Source organism: Pseudomonas sp. TWRC1-2 (genome assembly GCF_049896685.1).
Classification (GTDB): domain Bacteria; phylum Pseudomonadota; class Gammaproteobacteria; order Pseudomonadales; family Pseudomonadaceae; genus Aquipseudomonas.
In genome coordinates this window covers 75,831-97,169 of the sequence record NZ_JAFCUU010000004.1, presented here as the reverse complement: position 1 = coordinate 97,169, position 21,339 = coordinate 75,831, and the positions used below count along the sequence as shown (strand labels likewise).

19 protein-coding genes, 4 tRNA genes and 1 pseudogene are annotated in these 21,339 nt (G+C 60.1%); 15 read left to right on the top strand and 9 right to left on the bottom strand.

What is annotated here, in order from left to right; all coding sequences use genetic code 11:
• The first annotated feature begins 153 nt into the window (after window positions 1-153).
• Both ACP7B3_RS12945 and ACP7B3_RS12940 read left to right on the top strand, forming a co-directional pair.
• Window positions 154-708, top strand: a complete 555-nt coding sequence (locus ACP7B3_RS12945) for a GNAT family N-acetyltransferase (RefSeq protein WP_426179040.1) — start codon at window positions 154-156, stop codon at window positions 706-708.
• Entirely contained in the window at window positions 705-2,279 is a 1,575-nt protein-coding gene (locus tag ACP7B3_RS12940) for an alkaline phosphatase D family protein (RefSeq protein WP_426179038.1), read from the top strand. The genes ACP7B3_RS12945 and ACP7B3_RS12940 overlap by 4 nt, the downstream gene beginning before the upstream one ends.
• Before the next feature lie 200 nt (window positions 2,280-2,479).
• Here ACP7B3_RS12940 and ACP7B3_RS12935 read toward each other — a convergent pair whose 3' ends face one another.
• Window positions 2,480-3,106, bottom strand: a complete 627-nt coding sequence (locus ACP7B3_RS12935; protein WP_426179036.1) for an alanyl-tRNA editing protein — start codon at window positions 3,104-3,106, stop codon at window positions 2,480-2,482.
• Window positions 3,107-3,195: 89 nt separating this feature from the next.
• On the opposite strand from ACP7B3_RS12935, the gene ACP7B3_RS12930 reads away from it, so the two are divergent.
• The gene (locus ACP7B3_RS12930; protein WP_262206861.1) at window positions 3,196-4,128 is read left to right on the top strand and encodes a LysR family transcriptional regulator; all 933 of its coding nucleotides are present in this window, start codon (window positions 3,196-3,198) and stop codon (window positions 4,126-4,128) included.
• A 129-nt stretch (window positions 4,129-4,257) separates the two neighbouring features.
• Here ACP7B3_RS12930 and ACP7B3_RS12925 read toward each other — a convergent pair whose 3' ends face one another.
• Together ACP7B3_RS12925 and ACP7B3_RS12920 are read right to left on the bottom strand one after the other, a co-directional pair.
• Window positions 4,258-4,665: a PA2817 family protein gene (locus ACP7B3_RS12925; protein WP_010567536.1), complete on the bottom strand. Its 408-nt coding sequence runs from the start codon at window positions 4,663-4,665 to the stop codon at window positions 4,258-4,260.
• Between the two features lie 75 nt (window positions 4,666-4,740).
• Window positions 4,741-7,188: an acyl-CoA dehydrogenase gene (locus ACP7B3_RS12920; RefSeq protein WP_426179034.1), complete on the bottom strand. Its 2,448-nt coding sequence runs from the start codon at window positions 7,186-7,188 to the stop codon at window positions 4,741-4,743.
• A gap of 191 nt (window positions 7,189-7,379) precedes the next feature.
• On the opposite strand from ACP7B3_RS12920, the gene ACP7B3_RS12915 reads away from it, so the two are divergent.
• From ACP7B3_RS12915 to ACP7B3_RS12900, 4 genes are all read left to right on the top strand, one after another.
• A complete protein-coding gene (locus tag ACP7B3_RS12915) occupies window positions 7,380-8,039 on the top strand; it encodes a transglutaminase-like domain-containing protein (protein WP_404487471.1) in 660 nt (219 codons plus the stop codon).
• A gap of 56 nt (window positions 8,040-8,095) precedes the next feature.
• On the top strand, window positions 8,096-8,713 hold the full coding sequence (locus ACP7B3_RS12910) for a glutathione S-transferase (RefSeq protein WP_145166061.1): 618 nt from the start codon (window positions 8,096-8,098) through the stop codon (window positions 8,711-8,713).
• Between the two features lie 134 nt (window positions 8,714-8,847).
• Window positions 8,848-9,780 carry an ABC transporter ATP-binding protein gene (locus ACP7B3_RS12905; protein ID WP_145166060.1) on the top strand — a complete coding sequence of 311 codons (933 nt, stop codon included), beginning with the start codon at window positions 8,848-8,850 and terminating at the stop codon, window positions 9,778-9,780.
• Window positions 9,777-10,556, top strand: a complete 780-nt coding sequence (locus ACP7B3_RS12900) for an ABC transporter permease (RefSeq protein ID WP_058420148.1) — start codon at window positions 9,777-9,779, stop codon at window positions 10,554-10,556. The genes ACP7B3_RS12905 and ACP7B3_RS12900 overlap by 4 nt, the downstream gene beginning before the upstream one ends.
• Before the next feature lie 668 nt (window positions 10,557-11,224).
• Here ACP7B3_RS12900 and ACP7B3_RS12895 read toward each other — a convergent pair.
• Complete coding sequence (locus tag ACP7B3_RS12895) at window positions 11,225-11,770, bottom strand: TetR/AcrR family transcriptional regulator (protein ID WP_145166059.1); 546 nt, start codon at window positions 11,768-11,770, stop codon at window positions 11,225-11,227.
• Window positions 11,771-11,861: 91 nt separating this feature from the next.
• Between ACP7B3_RS12895 and ACP7B3_RS12890 the strand changes: the two genes are divergently transcribed.
• The 3 genes from ACP7B3_RS12890 (at window position 11,862) to ACP7B3_RS12880 (ending at window position 16,268) form a co-directional block, all read left to right on the top strand.
• Window positions 11,862-13,049 carry an MFS transporter gene (locus ACP7B3_RS12890; RefSeq protein ID WP_426179030.1) on the top strand — a complete coding sequence of 396 codons (1,188 nt, stop codon included), beginning with the start codon at window positions 11,862-11,864 and terminating at the stop codon, window positions 13,047-13,049.
• A gap of 114 nt (window positions 13,050-13,163) precedes the next feature.
• Entirely contained in the window at window positions 13,164-14,312 is a 1,149-nt protein-coding gene (locus ACP7B3_RS12885) for a TDT family transporter (protein ID WP_145166057.1), read from the top strand.
• An 81-nt stretch (window positions 14,313-14,393) separates the two neighbouring features.
• Window positions 14,394-16,268: an MFS transporter gene (locus tag ACP7B3_RS12880; RefSeq protein WP_426179028.1), complete on the top strand. Its 1,875-nt coding sequence runs from the start codon at window positions 14,394-14,396 to the stop codon at window positions 16,266-16,268.
• A gap of 117 nt (window positions 16,269-16,385) precedes the next feature.
• Here ACP7B3_RS12880 and sugE read toward each other — a convergent pair whose 3' ends face one another.
• The 3 genes from sugE to rdgC form a co-directional block, all read right to left on the bottom strand.
• On the bottom strand, window positions 16,386-16,700 hold the full coding sequence (sugE, locus tag ACP7B3_RS12875; protein ID WP_426179026.1) for a quaternary ammonium compound efflux SMR transporter SugE: 315 nt from the start codon (window positions 16,698-16,700) through the stop codon (window positions 16,386-16,388).
• Between the two features lie 106 nt (window positions 16,701-16,806).
• The gene (locus ACP7B3_RS12870; protein ID WP_145166055.1) at window positions 16,807-17,772 is read right to left on the bottom strand and encodes a bile acid:sodium symporter family protein; all 966 of its coding nucleotides are present in this window, start codon (window positions 17,770-17,772) and stop codon (window positions 16,807-16,809) included.
• A 165-nt stretch (window positions 17,773-17,937) separates the two neighbouring features.
• Window positions 17,938-18,858 (bottom strand): recombination-associated protein RdgC, encoded by a 921-nt coding sequence (rdgC, locus tag ACP7B3_RS12865; protein WP_119735561.1) that lies wholly within the window; start codon window positions 18,856-18,858, stop codon window positions 17,938-17,940.
• Window positions 18,859-19,017: 159 nt separating this feature from the next.
• Between rdgC and ACP7B3_RS12860 the strand changes: the two genes are divergently transcribed.
• A tRNA-Val gene (locus ACP7B3_RS12860) sits at window positions 19,018-19,093 on the top strand.
• A 19-nt stretch (window positions 19,094-19,112) separates the two neighbouring features.
• A tRNA-Asp gene (locus ACP7B3_RS12855) sits at window positions 19,113-19,189 on the top strand.
• A 152-nt stretch (window positions 19,190-19,341) separates the two neighbouring features.
• Here ACP7B3_RS12855 and ACP7B3_RS12850 read toward each other — a convergent pair.
• Window positions 19,342-19,663: pseudogene (locus tag ACP7B3_RS12850) on the bottom strand (TonB-dependent receptor domain-containing protein); the annotation flags it as partial.
• 130 nt (window positions 19,664-19,793) lie between these two features.
• Between ACP7B3_RS12850 and ACP7B3_RS12845 the strand changes: the two are divergent.
• From ACP7B3_RS12845 to ACP7B3_RS12835, 3 genes are all read left to right on the top strand, one after another.
• A tRNA-Val gene (locus ACP7B3_RS12845) sits at window positions 19,794-19,869 on the top strand.
• 20 nt (window positions 19,870-19,889) lie between these two features.
• Window positions 19,890-19,966 (top strand) — tRNA-Asp (locus ACP7B3_RS12840).
• Between the two features lie 224 nt (window positions 19,967-20,190).
• On the top strand, window positions 20,191-20,508 hold the full coding sequence (locus ACP7B3_RS12835) for an Arm DNA-binding domain-containing protein (protein ID WP_426179024.1): 318 nt from the start codon (window positions 20,191-20,193) through the stop codon (window positions 20,506-20,508).
• 195 nt (window positions 20,509-20,703) lie between these two features.
• On the opposite strand, the gene ACP7B3_RS12830 is transcribed toward ACP7B3_RS12835, so the two are convergent.
• On the bottom strand, window positions 20,704-21,213 hold the full coding sequence (locus tag ACP7B3_RS12830; RefSeq protein ID WP_145166149.1) for an Lrp/AsnC family transcriptional regulator: 510 nt from the start codon (window positions 21,211-21,213) through the stop codon (window positions 20,704-20,706).
• Between the last annotated feature and the right edge of the window lie 126 nt (window positions 21,214-21,339).

Below are 21,339 nucleotides of genomic sequence, written 5' to 3'. Positions count from 1 at the left end.
ACAACCAAAAATGACCGAATGGTTAACTTTAATTGACGTTTTGAAGGCTCTAGGACGAGTCTTTCAGGCGTTTTGCCTTGCGGTTTCATGACGTAATGAAACTGACACGAAGGGCGTACATTCTGAAAGAATTTACCTCGAGGGCTGCCCCGTATGCCGACTGCACTGCCTCAAATATCCACACCACGACTTCTATTGCAGGCGCTGGAAATGAGCCAGGCCGAGATACTTTTCAGCCTCGTCAACGAGCCCACCATTGCCGACAACACCGCGAACATTCCGTCGCCCTACACCTTGGAAGTCGCGCAGACGTTTATCGCGCAGATGCAGGAAAAATACCGTGCGGGCGGACTGCTGGGCCTGGGCATGCACCTGCGCGAAACCGGTGAATTGATCGGCATGGTCAGCCTGCGGATCAACGCCCGTCATCACTATGGTCACCTTGGCTACTGGGTGGCGGCCCATCGTCGGAACGCGGGCTACGCCGCAGAAGCGGCGCGTGCAGTGATGGACTTCGGCTTCACCGAACTGGGGTTGCAGCGCGTCGGCAGCCAGTGTTTTGGTCGCAACCAGGAATCGGCGCGGGTCATGCAGAAAATCGGCTTGCGCTACGAGGGCTGCATGCGCGAAGCGTTTCTCAAATATGGCGTGTATGAGGACTTGCTGGGATTCGCCAGCGTGCGTGACGACTGGGAGCGTGCGTTGTGAAGGGCGGCGTGGACGCTGATCGGCGCCGCGTACTGAGCGGGCTGGCGGTTGCCACCGCGTTTTCGATCTTAAGCCCATTTGCGCGCAGTGCCGGGGTTGATTACCCGTTCACCCTCGGCGTGGCCTCCGGCGACCCGTTGCCCGATGGCTTTGTGATCTGGACGCGCCTGGCGCCGTTGTTCAATGCTGCGGACGGGCGCGGCGGGTTGAGCCGCGCCGTGCCGGTGCGTTGGCGCGTGGCCAGTGATGCGGCGATGACGCGTATCGTCAAGCAAGGCGATGTCATGGCGACTGAGCGGTTTGCCCATTCGGTGCATGTCGAGGTTGCCGGGTTGGAAGCGGGCAGGCCGTATTGGTATCAGTTCGACGGCCTCGGCGCACAGAGCCCGGTGGGCCAGGCACGTACCGCGCCGCCGCTGCACGCCATGGCGGCGGCCACCGTGGGGTTTGTCTCCTGCTCGCACTGGGAGCGCGGCTACTTCAGCGCCTACCGTCACCTGGCGGCGGAGCAACCCGATCTGGTGTTTTTTCTCGGCGATTACATCTACGACAGCTCGTACGCAGCGGACTCAGGCAAGATCATCCGCCCGCACGGCAGCGGCAATGCCGTGAGCCTGAGTGACTACCGCAACCGCTACGCGCTGTATAAAACCGACCCGGACCTGCAGGCTTTGCACGCGGCAGCACCCAGCGTGGCCACGTGGGACGACCATGAGGTGCAGAATGACTACGCCAACCGCTGGTCCCAGGACCCGAAGATTCCGGTTGAGCAGTTTTTAAGGCAACGGGCGGTGGCGTACCAGGCGTTTTACGAACATATGCCACTGCGTGTCAGCAGTGTGCCGAAAGGGCCGGACATGCGTATTTACCGGCGTCTCGATTATGGTCGGCTGGCGCGTTTTCATGTGCTTGATGGCCGCCAATACCGCTCCGAGCAGCCGTGTATTCAGGCTAACGGCAGTCACCAGGGGCGTATCGCCGCCAACACCTGCAAGGACCTGCGCGACCCCGGCCGCACGATGCTTGGCTGGCAACAGGAAGCCTGGCTCGACCAGGGTTTTGCCCAGTCGAAAGCGCAGTGGAATGTGATCGCCCAGGACTTGCTGGTGGCGCCGCTGATCCAGCGTGACCTGACCAGCCATCAGGTCGGGCATTGGACGGATGGCTGGGACGGCTACATGGCCAACCGCTCACGCATGCTGGCGTCCATCGCGCGCAATCAGGTCAAGAACCCGGTGTTCTGGGGCGGTGATATCCATTCGTTCTGGACCACCGACCTGCATGCCGACGGCAACAATCCGGACTCGCCCATCGTTGCCACCGAGTTCGTTGGCAGCTCGGTCACCTCCGATGGCCCGCCCTTTGAAGCCTTCAGCCAGATCTTGCCGCTCAATCCGCACGTGAAGTTCTTCGACAGTCGCCAGCGTGGGTACGTGTCGGTGAAGCTTGAGGCGTCGAAGATGCTGACGAACTTCCGGGTGATCACTGACCCACGTGACCCGGCGGCGACGGTGTCGACGCTCAAGTCATTTGTGGTGGAGCCGGGGAGGGCGGGGGCGATTGCGGTTTGATGCACAGTGGGGTGTGTGCAGGTTGGGTGTGGCGAGCGGGCTTGCTGTGGCGAGCGGGCTTGCCCCGCGTTGGGCTGCGAAGCAGCCCCAAAACCTGACAATTACCTCTTTCTGAAAAAGTGCGGTGACTGTATTGGGGCCGCTTCGCGCCCCAACGCGGGGCAAGCCCGCTCGCCACAGGAGGCCCTGTCGCTGGGATTTTAGTCGAGGCTGTAACGCACCGACAGCGCGCCCTTTTTCTCCGACAGGGCCAGGATCGTGACGTGGCCCAGTTCGCTCAAGGCTTGCACATGGGTGCCGCCACACGCATAAGCGGGTAATTTGCCGAAGCTGACTTTGCGGGTGCCATCTTCCAGCGTCATCTGGCGCGCGTGGTCCTCGGCGATCCATTGGTTGATCTGCGTTTGAATCGCCTCGGCATCGATGGCTTGCGCCGCTTGCCCGCGGATAAAGGTGATTTTGCATTCGCCCGGCCAGTGATGGGCTTTGATCGGCATCCAGCCCAAGCTTTCCCCGGCATTGCCGATCAGATGCCCGGCCGAATGCAGGCGTGTGTACAGGGCGCGGCGCTGTTCATCGACCCGTGCGGTGATCGGGCCGGGCGCCACAGGGCGGTCAACATAGTGCACGACGCGATCGGCTTCCTGGGTGACGCGCACCACCTGGCTGTCGCCGAGCCAGCCGGTGTCGAACGGTTGCCCGCCGCCCTGCGGGTGGAAGAGGGTTGACTGCAGCGTGACGGCAAACTGGTCCTCGTGCGGCGTACAGGCCAGCACTTCAATCTCGGCGGTCAGGTGGTCATGGGTAAAAAACAGGCGCTCGGTCATCATCTACATCCGCATCAGGGTTCTACGGGCAGTATAAATAGTGCGTGGATGGGTGATAATCCGCTCAATTATCAATGGACCTGTGCGTCATGAGCATCAATCTTCCTCTGCCCCTGCTGGGTGAAATGGCGATTTTCGTCAAAGTCGTGGAAACCGGCAGCTTCTCTGAAGCCGCGCGGCAACTGAGCGTTTCACCCTCGGCGGTGAGCCGCAGTATTTCGCGTCTCGAACAGGCCCTGGCCACGCGGTTGCTGCAACGCACTACGCGCAAATTGCGCCTGAGCGAGGGGGGCGAAGAGGTGTTCAAGCGTTGCCAGGAAATGGTCAACGCGGCGCGTTCGGTGATGGAAATCAGCGGCCAGTTTACCCATGAAGCCGAAGGGCTGGTGCGGGTCAGCGTGCCCAAGGCGGTCGGGCGGTTCGTGGTGCATCCGCATATGCCGGAGTTCTTGCGCCGCTATCCCAAAGTCGATGTGCAGTTGATTCTTGAGGACCGGCATGTGGACTTGATCGATGACAATGTCGACCTGAGTATCCGCATCACCGACAGCCCACCGCCCGGGTTGGTCGGCCGACAATTGTTGCCCATCGAACATTTGCTGTGCGCGACGCCGCAGTACCTGGCCGAGCACGGCACGCCGGGCCATCCGCATGATTTGCTCGAACACAGTTGCATTTACCTGGGCGAAACCCCGGGCGATTCGCGCTGGAAATTCCGCCAGGGCGGCAAAGCGGTGACGGTTGGCGTGCGCGGACGGTATGCGGCGAATCACACCGGGGTCCGACTGGATGCGGTGTTGCAGCATGTGGGCATTGGCAGCTTGCCGTACTTCACTGCGCGGCATGCGTTGGAGGAGGGGCGTTTGGTGCAGGTGCTGCCGGCGTGGGATTTTATTGCCTCTTATCATGGCGAGGCGTGGTTGCTGCATTCGCCGACGCGGTATCTGCCGCCGAAGTTGCGGGTGTTTATTGATTATCTGGTCGAGTGTATGGCACGCGAACCGACACTGCGTCGAAGGTAGGGAACGCGGTTAAAAGGTGGGAGCGGGCTTGCTCGTGAATGCGGTGTGTCAGTCGCCAAACATGTTGACTGATCCGCCGTATTCGCGAGCAAGCCCGCTCCCACATTTAGTTCGGTTGTGGCCTGCAGATCAGTGCTTGCTCTGGTCTTGCGGCATGGCCAGCAGCTGCTTTTCCTGGTTCCAGTCGAACGGTTCGTCGTTCTGTTCGGCCTCGAAGCGACGCTCTTCCAGGGCTTGGTACAGGTCCAGTTCTTCATCCGGCATGAAGTGCAGGCAATCACCGCCAAAAAACCACAGCAGGTCGCGTGGCACCAGGTGGGCGATCTGCGGGTAGCGCAGGATGACTTGGCTCATCAGGTCCTGGCCCAGGTACTGGCTCTCGATCGGGTCGATCGGCAGCAGGGCGCGCAATTCGTCGAAGCGCTCCAGAAACAGGGTGTGGCTTTCCTCGGGCACCTGTTCGGCTTCGCCGACGGCAACCAGGATGCTGCGCAAGTGGTCGAGCAAGACGAGATGATCGGCAACGACGTTGGACACGGGATAAGTCCTCTAAAGCAAAAACGGGCGCGAGAGTATATAGCTCAAGCGCCCGTTTTTATATGACCGCTGGTATCAGCGGACTTTACCCTCAGCCTGAGTCAGCTCTTCCTTGCTGAAATCATCCACGTCGATCACCTTGCGCCGTGCAGCTTCGGCGTCGCGCAGGGTTTGCGCTTCGCCCGGTTGCAGCACGCCGGCGTGCAGGGCGGCGTCGATGACGTGTTCGCCAGCGGTGGGTTTGACCTGACCGCTTTTGAGCGCCGCGTGGAGTTTTTTCTGCAGCGGGTGGCTGGCACCGAGCAGGTCGTAGGCGTGTTGCAGGGCGCCGACCGGGTCTTCTGCCGATTGCGGGCGGTAGCAGCCCGCCAGCAGCTCTTCGAGGGTCGGGTCGCCTTTGGCGCGCCCAATCACCGCGGCCACCTCGGCGTCCAGTGCATCGGACGGTCCGGTGTGGCGGCGCCCGAACGGGAACACGATGACCCGCAGCAGGCAACCGAGCACCCTGTTAGGGAAGTTGCTCAGCAGCTCATCCAGCGCACGCTCCGACTCGCCAAGGCTTTCTTCCATGGCCCAGGCGAACAGCGGTTCCAGGTGGTCCGGCGAATCCAGGTCGTGGTAACGCTTGAGCGCCGCCGACGCCAGGTACATGTGGCTCAGCACATCGCCCAGGCGTGCCGACAGGCGTTCGCGACGTTTCAACTCGCCGCCCAGCAGCATCATGCTCAAGTCAGCGAGCAGGGCGAACGCAGCAGCCTGACGGTTCAGTGCGCGGAAGTAACCCTGGCTCAGGCGGTTGCCCGGCGCTTTCTCGAAGTGACCCACGCCCAGGTTCAGCACCAGCGTACTGGCGGCGTTGCTCACGGCGAAACCGATGTGTTGCATCAGCAGGCCGTCGAATTCCTTCAACGCCTGATCACGGTCTTCGCGGCCGGCCAGGGCCATTTCCTTGAGCACGAACGGATGGCAGCGAATCGCACCCTGGCCAAAGATCATCAGGTTGCGCGAAAGAATATTCGCGCCTTCCACGGTGATGAAGATCGGTGCGCCTTGCCAGTTACGGCCCAGGTAGTTGTTCGGGCCCATGATGATGCCCTTGCCGCCATGCACGTCCATGGCGTGGCTGATGCATTCGCGGCCGCGCTCGGTGAGGTGGTACTTGAGAATGGCCGACAGCACCGAGGGTTTCTCCCCCAGGTCGACTGCATTGGCGGTGAGCATGCGTGCGCTGTCCATCAGCCAGGCGTTGCCGCCGATGCGCGCCAGGGCTTCCTGGATACCTTCGAACGCCGACAGCGGCACGTTGAACTGCTCACGCACCTGGGCATATTGGCCCGTTACCAGGCTGGTGAACTTGGCCGCACCGGTACCGACCGCAGGCAGGGAGATCGAACGGCCCACCGACAGGCAGTTCATCAGCATCATCCAGCCCTTGCCGAGCATTTCCTGGCCGCCGATGAGGAATTCCAGGGGGATGAACACGTCTTTGCCGGAGTTGGGGCCGTTCATGAACGCAGCGCCCAGCGGCAAGTGACGACGGCCGATTTCGACGCCGGGGGTGTCGGTGGGGATCAGCGCCAGGCTGATGCCCAAGTCTTCTTTATCGCCCAGCAGGTGGTCCGGGTCATGCGCCTTGAACGCCAGCCCCAGCAGGGTCGCGACCGGGCCGAGGGTGATGTAGCGTTTTTCCCAGTTCAGGCGCAGGCCAAGGGTTTCCTTGCCTTCCCATTCACCGTTGCAGATCACGCCGGTGTCGGGCATGGCGCCGGCGTCGGAGCCGGCCAGTGGGCCCGTCAGCGCAAAGCATGGGATGTCATCGCCACGCGCCAGGCGCGGCAGGTAGTGGTTGCGTTGCTCGTCGGTGCCGTAATGCAGCAGCAGCTCGGCCGGGCCAAGGGAGTTGGGCACCATCACGGTGGATGCCAGGTCGCCGCTGCGGGTGGCGAGTTTCATCGCGACCTGCGAGTGGGCATAGGCCGAGAAGCCCTTGCCGCCGTATTCCTTGGGAATGATCAGGGCGAAGAAGCCGTGGGTCTTGATGTGCTCCCAGGCGGCGGGCGGCAGGTCCATGGCCTGGCCGATTTCCCAGTCGCTGACCATCGCGCAGAGTTCTTCGGTGGGGCCGTCGATGAAGGCCTGTTCTTCTTCGGTCAGTTGCGCCTTGGGGTAGGCCAGCAACTTGTCCCAATCGGGGCGGCCGCTGAACAGTTCGCCATCCCACCACACGGTGCCGGCATCAATCGCGTCGCGCTCAGTCTCGGACATCGGCGGCAGGACTTTCTGGAACCAGCTGAACAGCGGCTTGGTGAAGTATTGACGACGCAGGTCGGGCAGCAGCAAGGGCAGGGCCACGGCGGCGATCAATACCCAGAAGATCAGCAGCAGCCAACCCGGTGCGTGGCTCCAGGCACCCATCGCCAGCAGGTAAACGGCGACCACGCCCAGGGCGGGCAGGGGCGCGGTGCGGCGGTGTGCCAAGTAGGCAATGCCGACCACCAGAACCAGTATCCACAACAACAGCATATTCAATCCTCCGTGAAACCAGGGGCGAAACCACCATGGAGCTTAGTCGGCATCCGAATAAGCGCGGTGATCAGGGTGTAACGAGTTGTACGCGAAGCACCGACCACCAGGCGCCGACATTTGGCCGAATCGTCGTTATCTCTGCGCCAGACCAGTCGTTAGACTCAAGGCTTCCTTCGGAGATAACGCGCATGGATACGTACCTGAGTCCCAGCCGCTTCATCGATAGTGACCACCCTGCGGTGGTGGAGTTCGCCGAAAAACATCGCGGCCCGAGCGCGGATTTACGTGACCAGGCAGTCAGTCTTTATTACGCCGTGCGTGAGGCGATTCGCTACAACCCTTACACCTTCAGCCGCGACCCAGGCACCTTGAGCGCCAGCTTTGCCCTCGCCGCCGGTGAGAGCTATTGCGTGCCCAAGGCCACCCTGCTGGCCGCCTGTGCCCGCCACTGCGGCATCCCGGCACGCATCGGCCTGGCGGATGTGCGCAATCACCTCTCGACACCGCGCCTGATCGCGCTGCTCAAAAGCGATGTGTTCGCCATGCACGGCTACACCGAGTTGTACCTGCGTGGCCGTTGGGTCAAGGCCACGCCGGCGTTCAACCAGCAGCTGTGCGAGGTGTTTGATGTACCGCCGCTGGAATTCGATGGGATCAACGACAGCGTGTTTCACGCCTTCAACCGCCAGGGCCAGCGCTCGATGGAGTACGTGCGGGACCACGGGCAGTTTTCCGACGTGCCGGAGGGGTTTTTCTTCGCGCATATTCAGCAGTGTTACCCGCACCTGTTTGCCGAGGACATGCCGACCCTGCTGGGGGACATGCAGAGCGATTTAAGCCGCGCCTGAACCGGCGTATGCTGCTGCGTTCATCAAGCCATGTTCATCAACGATAAGGCGCGGTCATGCTGAAAATCTGGGGTCGTAAAAATTCATCAAACGTCAGAAAAGCACTGTGGTGCGCCGAGGAACTCGGCCTGGACTATGAAGCAATTGATGCGGGCGGGGCATTTGGTGTGGTCGATACACCGCAATACCGCGCGCTGAACCCCAATGGCCGGGTGCCGATGATCGAAGATGGCGACTTTGTGCTGTGGGAGTCCAACACCATCGTGCGTTATCTCTGCGCCAGGCAGGCGTCGAGCTGGTACCCAAGCGACCTGCAAGCCCGGGCCAATGCCGAGAAGTGGATGGACTGGACCACCTCGACCCTCGCCGAACCGTTCAAGGCGGTGTTCTGGGGCATCCTGCGCACCCCGCCGGAAAAACAGAACTGGGACAGCATCAATGCCGGGCGCCAGGCCTGTATCGACGCATTGAGCACCGTGGATAAAGCCCTGGCAGAGCAGCCTTACCTGTCGGGCAACGACATCGGCATGGGCGATATCCCGCTCGGCAGCTTTATTTATGCCTGGTTCGAAATGCCCATCGAACGGCCTTCGATGCCCCATCTAGAGGCCTGGTATCACCGTCTGCAGCAACGGCCGGCGTACCGTAAAGCGGTGATGACCGCGTTGACTTAATACCCACTATTAATACGGGTGACTGTACTTGTGCGGCGCGGGCAAGCACCATGCCTGTCATGCGCCGCCGTTGAACTACCTGGGCTGCGCCCTCATCTACTGTTTCTATTCCCTTCTTTGGTGCGTATTCCGATATGAGTTCCGCTCTGTCCATCCGGCAGCTAACCAAAACCTACGGCAACGGTTTCCAGGCCCTGAGTGGTATCGATCTGGATGTTGCTGAAGGTGACTTCTTCGCTTTGCTCGGCCCTAACGGCGCCGGCAAATCCACCACCATCGGTATCCTCTCCACCTTGGTCAACAAGACCAGCGGCACGGTGAATATCTTTGGTCATGACCTGGACAAATCCCCGGCGGCGCTCAAGCGTTCCATCGGCGTAGTGCCCCAGGAATTCAACTTCAACCAGTTTGAAAAGACGTTCGACATCGTCGTGACCCAGGCTGGCTACTACGGCATCCCGGCGAAAGTCGCCAAGGAGCGCGCCGAGCAGTACCTGACCCAGCTGGGCTTGTGGGACAAGCGCGACGTGCCTTCGCGTTCGCTGTCCGGCGGCATGAAGCGCCGCCTGATGATCGCCCGTGCGCTGGTGCACGAACCGCGCCTGCTGATCCTCGACGAGCCCACCGCAGGTGTGGACATTGAGTTGCGTCGCTCGATGTGGACCTTCCTCACCGAGCTGAACGAGAAGGGCATCACCATCATCCTCACCACCCATTACCTGGAAGAGGCTGAGCAGCTGTGCCGCAACATCGGCATCATCGACCACGGCACCATCGTCGAGAACACCAGCATGCGTAACCTGCTGGGCCAACTGCATGTGGAAACCTTCCTGCTCGACCTGAAAAACAACCTGTCGGTGGCGCCGCAGCTGCTTGGCTACCCAAGCCGACTGGTCGATGGTCATACCCTGGAAGTCCAGGTGGACAAAGCCATGGGTATCACGGCGTTGTTCACCCAATTGGCCGCGCAGAACATCGAAGTGCTGAGCCTGCGTAATAAAACCAATCGCCTTGAGGAGTTGTTCGTGTCCCTGGTGGAGAAAAATCTGGCGAAGGTGGCGGTATGAGTTCCGAACTGCAACCCAACCTTGTCGCGCTGCAGACCATCGTCTACCGCGAAGTGAAGCGCTTTACCCGGATCTGGCCGCAGACGCTGCTGCCGCCGGCGATCACCATGGTCCTGTACTTCGTGATCTTCGGTAACCTGATCGGCCGCCAGATCGGCGACATGGGTGGCTTCACTTACATGGAGTACATCGTGCCGGGCCTGATCATGATGTCGGTGATCACCAACTCCTACGGCAACGTGGTCTCCAGCTTTTTCGGCAGCAAATTCCAGCGTTCCATCGAAGAACTGATGGTGTCGCCGGTGTCGCCGCACACCATCCTGATCGGCTACACCCTGGGCGGTGTGCTGCGTGGCTTGATGGTGGGCGTGATCGTGACCTTGCTGTCGCTGTTCTTCACTCACCTGCAAGTGCATCACCTGGGCGTCACCATTTTGGTGGTGGTGCTGACGGCGACGATCTTTTCGCTGCTGGGCTTTATCAACGCGGTGTTCGCGCGCAATTTCGATGATATTTCGATCATCCCGACCTTCGTGCTGACACCACTGACCTACCTGGGCGGGGTGTTCTACTCCATCACTTTGCTGCCGCCGTTTTGGCAGACTGTGTCGCTGGCCAACCCGGTGTTGCACATGGTCAATGCCTTCCGCTACGGCATCCTGGGCGTGTCGGATATCAAGATCAGCGTGGCGATCACCTTCATGCTGGTGGCCACCGTGGTGCTGTATGTCGGCTGCGCGCGGTTGCTGGTGAGCGGGCGCGGGATGCGTACGTAAGCAGTCAGTTGGAATAAAAAAGGCCTCTTTATGAGGCCTTTTTTATGGAATGCACGAAAACCGTGTGGGGGCTGGCTTGCCTGCGATGGCGGTCTTTAGGTGCTTGTTTAGGTGGATATGAGTACATATCCGTTGCTGCGGTAATGGCGGCTGGCGGTTCCGCTCTTACAGCGGGTCACTTTTGGCAAACGCCCCAAAAGTAACCAAAAGGTCTTTGCCCCACCACTCGGCACCTCGCCTAGGCTCGGTGTGCCCTCACGCAGGCTTGAATCCGTGGGCCGCCGCGACGGGCCATCCATGGCCCAACGCGGCTAACCCGGCGTCCTGCCGGGTTACCCACGGATTCAAACCTGCGTTCGGCCAGCGTGGTTGACGGGGCCTGTCAGATCAAGAGCAAGATCAAAAGCAGAGCACGGCGGCCTGGTAGCCGACCTGAGTGGTAGAAGCAAAAGCAGGGCAACAGCAGATCAACACACCTCTACCTGATGCACTGAGCTCCAAATGTGGGAGCGGGCTTGCCCGCGAAAGCGGTGTGTCAGCTACACATGAGTTGACTGACCCACCGCCTTCGCGAGCAAGCCCGCTCCCACAAGTTGATCGAGTTTAGCTCTCAAGATCTGGTGGTCTGTCAGACTGCCAAGCGCTGCTTTTCTGCAGGCGCTGGGCCCTTAGCCTTTCAGTGCCAGCTCGATCAGTTCATGCAGTTCTTCAACCGGCAGCGGCGCACTGGCAAACAGGCTGCGGTACACCGTGGGCGCGGCGATCAGGTTGAGCAACCGGTCCAGGCTCGGCAGTACGTCGTGGGTGCTCTGGTAGCGGTCGAGAATGACCTGCATCTGGCCCATCAGGATGTTGCTGCAGTAGTCCCGGGGATGGCTGCACTGCACGTCGCGCATCATGTTGCGCCCAAGCTCGGAACTCATTTCGTCCAGGTATTGCTCGCCCCACGCACGCAAATCGCCGCGCAGGCTGCCGGTGTTGGCGGGTTCACTGTCTGGGCGCAGGCGTTCCAGCGCCACGTCGGCGAGCAGCGCAGACAAGTCGCCCCAGCGGCGGTAGATGGTCGACGGCGTGACGCCCGCACGCGCAGCGATCATCGGCACGGTAACGCTGGAACGCTCATGGGCTTCCAGCAATTCGCGCGCGGCGTTATGCACTGATTCTTGAACCCGGGCACTGCGGCCCCCCGGGCGAAGGCCTTCTTTAATCGCCATGCGTAAAACCTTAACACAAAGAATTTGCTTTAAGCGCTTGCGAGTAGCACACTCTGCAAAAGCAAAATATTAGCTTTAGCGGAGTGTGCACATGTCTAGCGTCATTTCTCAACGTTCCAGCCTGGCGTTCCTGGTCATCACGATGTTGACGTTCCTGGCTGCGTCCAGCGCGCCGACGCCGTTGTATCAGGTGTATCAGGACAACCTGCATTTCTCCGCAGCAATGCTGACGGTGATCTTCGGGGTATATGCCGTGAGCTTGCTGGCGGCGCTGTTGACCGTCGGTTCGCTGTCGGACCACGTGGGGCGCAAGCCGGTGATTTTCGCCGCGCTGTTGCTGAATATTGTGGCGATGCTGCTGTTTATCAATGCTGACAGCACCGCCTACCTGATTGCCGCCCGGGCGCTGCAAGGTTTCGCCACGGGCACGGCTACCGCGGTGCTGGCGGCGACGCTGTTGGACACCGACCGCCTGCGCGGGCCGATGCTCAATAGCCTCGCGCCGCTGTTGGGCATGGCCTGCGGTGCCTTGGGCAGTGGCTTGCTGGTGGAATACGCGCCACGCCCGACCCAATTGATCTACTTCACGCTGCTGGGCCTGATGGTGCTGCAGGCGCTTTATGTGTGGCGCTTGCCTGAAACCGTCAGCCGCCTGCCGGGTGCCTTGAGGTCGCTGGCGCCCACCCTGCATGTCCCCGCGCAGGCGCGTCGGGCCTTGTGGCTGGCGATGCCGCTGAATGTGGCGGTGTGGGCGCTGGGCGGGTTCTTTTCATCCCTGGCGCCTTCGCTGGTGCGGGCGGCGACCGGTTCGACCTCGCACTTGATCGGCGGCGGCCTGGTTGCAGTCGTGACCTTGAGCGGTGCGGTGATGATTTACAGCCTGCGCGAGCACCCGGCAGACAAGGTCATGCGTCTCTCCGCGGTCCTGCTGGCGTTGGGCGTGGCGTTGTTGCTGGTTGCGGTGCAGAGCGCCAGCCTGTGGCTGTTCTTTGTTGCCAGTGTGATTGCAGGCTTCGGTTTCGGCGGAGGGTTCATGGGCAGTGTGCGCAGCATCGTCAGCCTGGCGTTGCCCCATGAGCGGGCCGGGTTGATGTCGGCTTTTTATGCGCTGAGCTACCTGGCGTTCTGCGTGCCGGCCCTGCTGGCGGGCAACCTGAGCCGCGTGTTTGGCCTGATCGCCACCACCGATGGTTATGGCGCAGTGCTCATCGTATTGGCGCTCGGCGCGCTGGCAGGCTTGCTGATCCAGAGGGCGGCGCGAGCCAAGGCAACGGTTTAGCTAGAGTGTCTATATTGGCAAAGTAGATAACAGATAGAGATATTACCCGTTATATAGATATTCAATCCGGTTCTATGATGGTCTCAACCTCATGCGAGGAAGAGGATTGCCAACATGACCTGCTCAACTGCCATTACCTACAAACCCTTCAGTCACCTGGCCCGTCCACGGGAAGTGATTCGTCAGTTCACGCCCAACTGGTTTGCCGCCACCATGGGCACCGGCGTCCTGGCCCTTGCGCTGGCCCAAGTGCCGACCCGCTTGCCCGGCTTGCACACCATTGCCGAAGGGCTGTGGATGTTCACCGTCGGCCTGTTCGTGCTGTTCAGCGTGTTGTACGCGGCCCGCTGGCTGATGTTTTTCCACGAGGCGCGGCGGATTTTCGGGCACTCCACCGTCTCGATGTTCTTTGGCACCATCCCCATGGGCCTGGCGACGATTATCAATGGCTTGCTGCTGTTTGGGCTGCCGCGATGGGGTGCCGATGTGGTGCCGTTGGCCGAAGCCTTGTGGTGGCTGGACGTGGCGATGGCCCTGGCCTGCGGCGTGCTGATCCCATTCATGATGTTCACGCGTCAGCAGCACAGCATCGATCAGATGACCGCCGTGTGGCTGTTGCCGGTGGTCGCCGCTGAAGTCGCTGCCGCCAGCGGTGGCCTGCTGGCGCCGCACCTGGCCGACGCCCACTCGCAACTGGTGATGCTGGTGACCAGCTATGTGCTGTGGGCGTTTTCCCTGCCGGTAGCCTTCAGCATCCTGACCATCCTGATGCTGCGCATGGCCTTGCACAAACTGCCTCACGCCAACATGGCCGCGTCCAGCTGGCTGGCCCTCGGCCCTATCGGCACCGGTGCATTGGGCATGTTGTTGCTGGGCGGCGACGCACCGGCGATCTTCGCGGCCAACGGTTTGCCAGGCGCAGGGGAGATGGCCAACGGCCTCGGCCTGGTGGCCGGCATTACCCTGTGGGGCTTTGGCCTGTGGTGGATGCTGATCGCCGTGTTGATCACCCTGCGTTACCTGCGCGCCGGCATTCCGTTCAACCTGGGCTGGTGGGGTTTTACCTTCCCGCTGGGAGTTTATGCCTTGGCCACACTGAAGCTTGCGAGCCTGCTGCACCTGGGGTTCTTCAGTGTGTTCGGGTGCGTGCTGGTGGTGGCGTTGGCGCTGATGTGGCTGATCGTTGCCACGCGCACTGTGCAGGGCGCCTACAAAGGTGAGCTTTTTGTATCGCCATGCATTGCAGGACTAGGGAATAAGTAAGCGGGATTAGGTAAAGTCGTGGCCTGTCTTTTTATAAAAAACCGGCAATCAAGCCTACCAGGCCACGCAGGAACACGGACGATGAGCCACCCCTCACAATTTACCTTGCTGCGCACACGGCGTTTCCTGCCGTTTTTCATCACCCAGTTGCTGGGCGCCTTCAACGACAACATCTTCAAGCAATCGCTGATCCTGGCCATTCTCTACAAGCTCACCATCGACGGTGACCGCTCGATCTGGGTCAACCTGTGCGCGTTGTTGTTTATCCTGCCGTTCTTCCTGTTCTCGGCGCTGGCCGGGCAATTCGGCGAGAAATTCAACAAGGACGCATTGATCCGCGCGATCAAGATCGGTGAGATCGTGATCATGAGCGTCGGCGCCACCGGTTTCCTGTTCAATCACCTGGAGCTGATGCTGCTGGCGCTGTTTGCCATGGGCACGCACTCGGCGCTGTTCGGGCCGGTGAAGTATTCGATCATGCCCCAGGCCCTGCACGATGATGAATTGGTGGGCGGTAATGGTCTTGTGGAAATGGGCACGTTTCTGGCGATCCTGGCCGGCACCATTGGCGCCGGGATCATGATGTCTTCGACCCATTACGCACCGATCGTGGCCGTGGCAATTATCGGTGTGGCAGTGCTGGGTTATTTGGCCAGCCGCAGCATTCCGCGCGCGGCGGCGTCTACCCCAGGGCTGCGCCTGAACTGGAACATATTCAGCGAATCGTGGGCCACCCTGCGCCTGGGCCTGGGGCAGACCCCGGCGGTGTCACGTTCGATAGTCGGCAACTCGTGGTTCTGGTTTGTCGGCGCGATCTACCTGACGCAAATCCCGGCCTACGCCAAGGAGTGGTTGTACGGCGACGAAACTGTGGTGACCTTGATCCTCACGGTGTTCTCGGTCGGTATCGCTCTGGGCTCGATGCTCTGTGAAAAGCTCTCCGGGCGTAAGGTGGAAATCGGCCTGGTGCCCTTTGGCTCATTTGGCCTGACAGTGTTCGGGCTGCTGCTGTGGTGGCACTCCGGCGGCTTCCCGCAGAGTGCTCAGGAGCATGACTGGCTCGGCGTACTCGGCTACGGCCAGGCCTGGTGGGTGCTGTTCGATATCCTCGGCCTGGGCGTGTTCGGCGGCTTTTATATCGTGCCGCTGTATGCGCTGATCCAGTCGCGCACCGCCGAAAACGAGCGTGCGCGGGTGATCGCGGCCAACAACATTCTCAATGCGCTGTTCATGGTGGTGTCGGCCATCGTGTCGATCCTGCTGTTGAGCGTGGCCAAGCTGTCGATTCCCGAATTGTTCCTGGTGGTGTCGCTGCTCAATATCGCGGTCAACACCTACATCTTCAGGATCGTCCCCGAGTTCACCATGCGTTTCATGATCTGGCTGCTCAGCCATTCCATGTACCGCGTGGAGCACCGCAACCTCGAGCTGATTCCGGATGAGGGCGCGGCGTTGCTGGTGTGCAACCACGTGTCGTTTGTCGATGCGCTGTTGATCGGCGGTGCAGTGCGTCGGCCGATTCGCTTTGTCATGTACTACAAGATCTACCGTTTGCCGGTGCTCAATTTTATCTTTCGCACTGCGGGGGCGATTCCGATTGCCGGGCGTCACGAGGATATCCAGATCTACGAAAAGGCCTTCGCGCGGATTGCTCAGTACTTGAAGGAGGGCGAGTTGGTGTGCATTTTTCCGGAAGGCAAGCTCACCGGGGACGGTGAGATGAATGAGTTCCGCGGGGGCGTGACGCGCATTCTGGAAGAGACGCCGGTGCCGGTGATTCCCATGGCGTTGCAGGGCTTGTGGGGGAGTTTTTTCAGTCGCGATCCGAACAAGGGGTTCTTTCACCGGATCTGGTCGCGGGTGGTGCTGGTGGCGGGTGAGCCGGTGACGGTCGAGGCGGCGACGCCTGCGCAGTTGCAGGAACGGGTGGGGGTGTTGCGCGGGAGTGTCAGGTAGTTTTTTACTGACTGTTCGGGCCTCTTCGCGGGCAAGCCCGCTCCCACAGTTGACCGAGTTGTTCAAGCGAACGCGGTTTAATGTGGGAGCTGGCTTGCCTGCGATAGCGACAGTGAATTAGGCGCTAATCTTAAGGCCAATCAGCCCGCAGATAATCAACGCCACACTGGCCAACCGGAACAGCGCCATGGACTCGCCAAACAGGATGATCCCGGCGATCACCGTGCCCACCGCGCCGACACCGGTCCAGATGGCATAGGCGGTGCCCAGCGGCAGTTCTTTCATGGCAAGGCCCAGCAGGCCGAGGCTGATGGCCATGGCGGCAATCGTCAGGGCGGTGGGCAATGGCTTGCTGAAACCATCGGCGTACTTCAAACCGACCGCCCAGCCCACTTCAAACAGCCCGGCAAAAAACAGGATGATCCAGGACATGATGACCTCTCTTCTAAAAGTGGGGTCGTCCCCTGGAATAGCGCTCGACAGCGTCGCGGGGTCGTCCCCGCGAAGCTCGGTAGAGTGCCCAATATCGATCAGGTGATCAAGTTTGCGGCGTGTTTTCCAGTACGCGGCGGTCTTCCTTTTCGCTCATGCGGCGGAAGTAAGTCGACAGCAACGCCCCGGAAATATTGTGCCAGACGCTGAACAGCGCACTGGGTACCGCCGCCAATGGCGAAAAATGCGCACTGGCCAACGCGGCGCCCAGCCCGGAGTTCTGCATGCCGACTTCCAGTGCCAGCGACTTGCGCTGGGCCAGTGGCAGTTTGAATAACCGGCCGGTGAAGTAACCCAGCAAGTAGCCGAAGCTGTTGTGCAGCATCACCACGGCCATGATCAACAGGCCTGATTCAGCGATCTTGGCCTGACTCGCCGCCACCACGGCCGCAACGATGATCACGATGCTCACCACCGACACCAATGGCAGCACGTCCACCGCATGGCGCACGCGCTCGCCGAGCACACGCTGTGCGACCACGCCGAGCACGATCGGCAGCAGCACCACTTGCAGGATCGACCAGAACAACTCCATGAACGACACCGGCAGCCAGGCTGATGCCAGCAGCCAGATCAGCGCCGGCGTGAGCAGTGGGGCGAGAAGGGTGGTGACTGCAGCAATCGCCACCGACAACGCCAGGTCACCACGGGCCAGCCAGGTCATCACGTTGGACGAGGTGCCGCTTGGGCAGCACCCGACGAGGATCACGCCGACGGCAATTTCCGCCGGCAGGTGGAAGGCCTGGCACAGCAACCACGCCACGCCCGGCATGATCACAAAGTGCGCGACCACGCCCAGGGCCACACGCCACGGGTGGCGGGCAACCTCGGCGAAATCTTCAAGTTTCAAGGTCAGCCCCATGCCAAACATCACCAGGCCCAGCAGCGGCACAATGGCGCCTTTCAGGCCAATGAACCAGCCGGGCTCGAGGAAGGCGAGCACCGCGAAAATCAACACCCAGTAGGCGAAGGTATTGCCGACGAAGCGGCTCAAGGCGGCGAGTGCGCGCATGAGGATGTCCTTGTTATTAGAGTGTTCGGGAGAGCAACGCGATCAAATGTGGGAGCTGGCTTGCCTGGGATGCAGGCACCTCGGTTTGTCAGTAACACCCAGGTGATGCTATCGCAGGCAAGCCAGCTCCCACATTGACCGTGTCCGTAAAGGCCTGTGTTGCGTTTAGATGCCTTGTGGGGTTTCTTCGCCGCCCAGTGCCTCAACCAGCGCCGGCAGGAACTCGCCGAACGTCAGCATCATCAGGGTAAAGCTGGCGTCCAGTTGGCCCAGGGCTTCGTCGCCGCCGTCCTGTTCGGCCTGGTCTTGCAGCAGGTCTTCGAACTTCAGGCGCTTGACGGTCATCTTGTCGTCGAGCATGAAGGACAACTTGTCCTGCCAGGCCAGTGACAGTTGGGTCACGACTTTGCCGGTGGTCAAGTGCAGCTGGATTTCTTCACCGGTCAGGTCCTGGCGCTTGCAGCGCACAATGCCGCCGTCTTCATGGGTGTCGCGCAGTTCGCATTCGTCGAGGACGAAGAAGTCATCGGCCGGTTTCTGCGTGGTGACCCAGTCGGTCATGATCGCGGTTGGCGCGGTTTTTACCGTGAGCGGGCGAACGGGCAGGGTGCCGATCACTTCACGCAGGGTCGACAGCAGGTCTTCAGCGCGCTTGGGGCTCGCTGAGTTGACCAGGATCAGGCCTTGCTTCGGCGCGATGGCGGCGAAGGTCGACGAGCGACGGATAAAGGCGCGCGGCAGGAAGGCCTGGATGATTTCATCCTTGATCTGGTCGCGCTCCTTCTTGTAGACCTTGCGCATTTGCTCGGCTTCGATCTCTTCGACTTTCTCTTTGACTGCGTCGCGCACCACGCTACCCGGCAGGATGCGTTCTTCCTTGCGCGCGGCGATCAGCAGGAAGTCACCGCTGACGTGAACCAGGGGAGCGTCTTCACCTTTACCAAAAGGGGCGACGAAACCGTAAGTGGTCAACTCCTGGCTTGCACAAGGGCGCGCCAGTTTGGTGGCCATGGCCGCTTCCAACGCCTCGGCATCAACAGGCAGATCTTGGGTCAGGCGATAGATAAGCAGGTTCTTGAACCACATGGGGTGAGTCTCTCCTTTATACAAAGGGGGGCATTATTCTCTTGATAGCGCTCGAGGCCAACCCTGCCTAAGCCATTGGAAGGGCTGAAAAAAAAGATTTAAGAAAGTGCTTGCCAGACCTAGGGTCGCTCCGTAGAATGCGCGCCACACCGAAACGAAGGGTGATTAGCTCAGCTGGGAGAGCATCTGCCTTACAAGCAGAGGGTCGGCGGTTCGATCCCGTCATCACCCACCATTCGCTTCATGTGTTACGCGCAGCGGTAGTTCAGTCGGTTAGAATACCGGCCTGTCACGCCGGGGGTCGCGGGTTCGAGTCCCGTCCGCTGCGCCATATTCGGTAACCTGGAACGCTGAACGCCAGGTAACCACGGAAAGCCCGCTCATTGAGCGGGCTTTTTGCTGTCTGGGGTGTGCGAAACCTCAAAAAACGCCGCCGATCATTTCCGATGATCGGCGGCGTTTTTTATTGGCCGGTTAGAAATCCCAGCGCACGCCACCGCCGACGGTCAACTTGTCCAGGTTGCCCTTGAGTTTGTAGGTGGAGATTTTTGCGTCCTGGTCATCACGCACGATCTTGTGGGTATAGCCGGCCTGCAGCTGCCAGCCGGCGCCAGTGCGCCGGCCATTTCCAGTTCATAACCTTGGTCACCGCCTTGGTGCCTTTGAAGGCATAGTGGGTCGGCGTCTGGTTGTTGTAATCGTCGTCGGACACCGAGCGATTGTTTTCGTGGATTTCGAAATAGGCCGCGCTGGCGTTCAGGCGCTCATTGAAGAAATCTGCCTTGGGGCCCAACTCGCAAGACTCGCGTTTGCGGGCCAGAAGCCCGGTTTTCCGGGGGCGTGCGCTGCGCTTGAGAAAATATTTCAAATAAAGTGCATTTAAATCAAGATATTGCGAATTTTTGGTGTATGATGCTGCCCACACCGAAAGTGAAGGGTGATTAGCTCAGCTGGGAGAGCATCTGCCTTACAAGCAGAGGGTCGGCGGTTCGATCCCGTCATCACCCACCATTCGCTTCAAAGTGTTACGCGCAGCGGTAGTTCAGTCGGTTAGAATACCGGCCTGTCACGCCGGGGGTCGCGGGTTCGAGTCCCGTCCGCTGCGCCATATTTGCTTCCACTAAGGCCCATTGAGCGCCTGGAAGCCACGGAAATAGCGGCCTTGAGCCGCTTTTTTCGTTTTCTGAATTCCACTGAATTCCACTGGAATCCATCCCCAGCCACGGTTTTTAAGTACACATTTAAGTACACCGCTGGCACAGCCTTTTAAGATTCCTTGCGCATCAATTTTCGTATTGGTCCGTCTACCGCTGAGTTGTATTCCCCTCCTTGATGCAAAAGGAGGTGTCTGATAGCGCGGACAGATACAGCGATCAAGCAAGCCAAGCCCGCCAGCCTTATACGTTAACCGATGGAGATGGCTTATCTATGCAAGTGCCACCGACGGGTTCGAAGCGCTGGCATTTCCGTTTCTATTGGTATGACAAGCAATTGCGTATTTCCCTCGGCATCTATCCAGGCGTCAGTCTCAAGGAGGCTCGCCAGCGGAGGGAGGCGGCAAGTGCGCTGGTGGCCAACAATATCGATCCCCGCTCAACATCGTCGTGCCGAGCGGCAGAAAGCCTCTCACGCCGCCAACAACACGTTTGAAGCGGTTGCCTATCGCTGGCATGAGTTCCGAAGTAAAAAGTTGACGAAAAGTAAGGCTTCTTTATGTGTCTTCTTTGGCCGAGGGTCGACAGCTGACCTGCTATTGGATGCGGACATCACGTCGCTCTTTGATGGGCGCTGATATTTCTGGGGCACCGGATTGCTGACCGACGGCTGCTCGGGCTAATTTGAACCTCAAAGGGGGATGTGGGTTGTCGACAAGACCTGGCGCAACCCCATGAACGAGCGAATCTGGCGAACCCCGGGCAGGTAAAGCAATTGCTCCGCATGGAGCCGGTTGAAACTGTTGCTGTCCTTGGTGCGCAGCAACATGAAGTAGTCGAACTCCCCTGTCACCACATGGCACTCCATGCAGCCGGACACTTTTTGTGCCGCCGCCTCGAATGCAGCGAAGGATTCCGGTGTGGAGCGGTCCAGTACCACGCCGATCAAGACCACCATCCCCGCATCCAGCGCTTCATTGTCCAGCAGGGCGACGATGCCCTTGATCAGGCCGGCCTGTTTGAGCCGTTCGACGCGCCTGAGGCAAGCCGGTGCACTCAATTTCACCTTCTCTGCAAGCGCCACGTTGGAGATGGAAGCATCTCGCTGCAGGGTCTTGAGAATGGCGCGGTCGGTTCGATCCAGCGGCTGCGGCAACGGGACTGTTTTGCCCTGCTTCACTTGAGTATTTGTTGCGTTCATATGGATTTATACGCAATTAAAGTATATTTAGTGTTTCTTATGAAAAATTATGTTTCTTTATCTAATAGAAATTTGCAACACATATTTTTCGAACTCTTCTTAATATTGAACTCATCGAAGCCCCTC